This window comes from Mesorhizobium sp. EU05-FHT14A09 (assembly GCF_058790995.1).
Genome location: NZ_JBYTDF010000022.1, coordinates 1 through 2,116 on the forward strand (window position 1 = coordinate 1; position 2,116 = coordinate 2,116).

The 2,116-nt window shown below is 65.9% G+C and carries 1 protein-coding gene; it reads left to right on the forward strand.

All coding sequences use genetic code 11. From position 1 onward, the window contains the following. On the forward strand, nt 1-2,106 hold a 2,106-nt coding region (locus AC3WTO_RS31080), incomplete at its 5' end, for an autotransporter outer membrane beta-barrel domain-containing protein (RefSeq protein ID WP_492465078.1). Between the last annotated feature and the right edge of the window lie 10 nt (nt 2,107-2,116).

Here is a 2,116-nt window from a genome sequence, read left to right on the forward strand (position 1 = left end):
TTGTCGGCAGGCGGCGGCAGCTTCGACAGCAACGGCTTTGCCGTTGGCATTGCCTCCGACATCACCGGCAGCGGCGGCCTGACCAAGACCGGGGTGGGAACCCTGACGCTGTCGGGCCACAGCAGCTACAGCGGCGCCACCACGGTCTCGCAGGGAACGTTGAAGGCAAGCACTGCCCATTCCTTCTCGGCCCGCAGCGCGGTGTCGGTGGCAACAGGGGCAAGCCTCGACCTCGGCAGTCTCGACCAGGTCATCGGCTCACTGTCGGGGGCAGGCAATGTTGTCATGGGCAGTGGCAAGCTGACCGTCGACCAGACCGGCAACTCCACCTTCTCGGGTGGGCTTTCCGGTGGCGGCTCCTTCACCAAGAATGGCAGCGGCAAGCTGATGCTGTCGGGAACCAGCACCTATACCGGCCAGACCTTCGTCAAGCAGGGCACGCTGTCGGTCAACGGTTCGATCGCTTCCTCGTCGGGCATCACCGTCGAAACAGGCGGCACGCTCGGCGGCACCGGCACACTGGCTTCGGTGATCGTCAACAATGGCGGCACGCTGGCACCAGGCAATTCGATCGGCACCGTCACCGTAGCCGGCAACCTGGTCATGGGGGCAGGCTCGACCTATGCCGTCGAGCTCGATCCGGCGTCGGCCGACCGCACCAATGTCACCGGCACCGCCAATCTGTCGGGCGGCACGGTGTCGACCAACTATGCGGCAGCCACCTACATCCAGAAGACCTACACCATCCTCAATGCGCAGGGTGGGCTGGGTGGCACCAGCTTTGCCGGATTGACCGGCACGGCTCCCACCGGCTTCAAGCACAAGCTCGCCTATGACGGCAGCAATGCCTATCTCGCGCTCGATCTCGACATGCGCGAGCCGGGCAATCCTGGTGACCCAGGCAATCCCGGCAAGCCAGGCCGGCCGCACTTCGATCCGCTCAACCGCAACCAGCGTTCGGTGGCCAATGCCATCGTCGGCTATTTCGATGCCAAGGGCGGCATCCTGGCGGAGTTCGGCGCGCTCGACAGCGCCGGCCTCTCGCTGGCCTCCGGTGAGCCGGCGGCCGGCGCGATCAGCTCCGGTATCCAGGGCAGCGATCAGTTCCTCGGCCTGCTGGCCGGCGAGGCGCTGGCCGGACGCAGCGGGCAGGGCGCTGCTGCCGGCGACACGGCAGCGGCCTTCGCCGATGAGAAGACGGAAGCCGACAGCGACAGACCCTTCGCGGCACTCGCTGCCAAGTCAGACCGCCTGGCCGGTCCTGTCGCAAAAGTCTTTGACAGTCGCTGGCGCGGCTGGGGTGCCACCTATGGCGGCACGTCCGAGATCGGTGGCGATGGTGCTGCCGGTTCGCACGACACCGACCTGAAGACGTTTGGGCTGGCAGGCGGCATTGCCCGCAAATGGGACGATGCCACGATCGGCATCGCGCTGGGCGGCGGCTCGTCGGACTTCCATCTTGCCGACAAGTTGGGCAGCGGCAGCGCGCGCTTCTTCAATGCCGGTGTCTTCGGCAGGCAGGAGTTCGGCAATGCCTATGTCGCCGCTGCCGCCGCCTACAGCTTCTACGATGTCGAGACCGGCCGCACCGTGCTTGGCAAATCGCTGTCGGGTGACTTCAACGCCCATGCCTTCTCGGGACGCATCGAGGCCGGTTACGACTTCGAGACATCGCTGGCGACACTGACCCCTTATGCCGCCTTCCAGGCGATCGCCTACCGGATGCCGGGTTATGCCGAGAGCGGCGCCGGCAACTTCGGGCTGACCTATAAGGGCAACACCACGACCGTCACCCGCACCGAACTCGGCGCCAGGCTGGAGCATGGCATCGACCTCGACAACAATGCGACGCTGACGCTTACCGGCCGTGCTGCCCTTGCCATCAATGGTGGCGACAGCATCGGCTTCGTCGCCGGGTTCCAGGCACTGCCCGGCACCAGCTTCAGCATCGAGGGCGCCAACCCGGACCGCTACAGCGCCTTGCTCGATGCCGGCATCGAATACGCCACCGCCAACGGCTTCTTCGCTGCCGCCAGCCTGCAGGGCGAAGTCTCCGGAAACGTCCACAACCTCGCCGGTACCGCAAAACTCGGCCTCAAATGGTGACGAGGAGCGG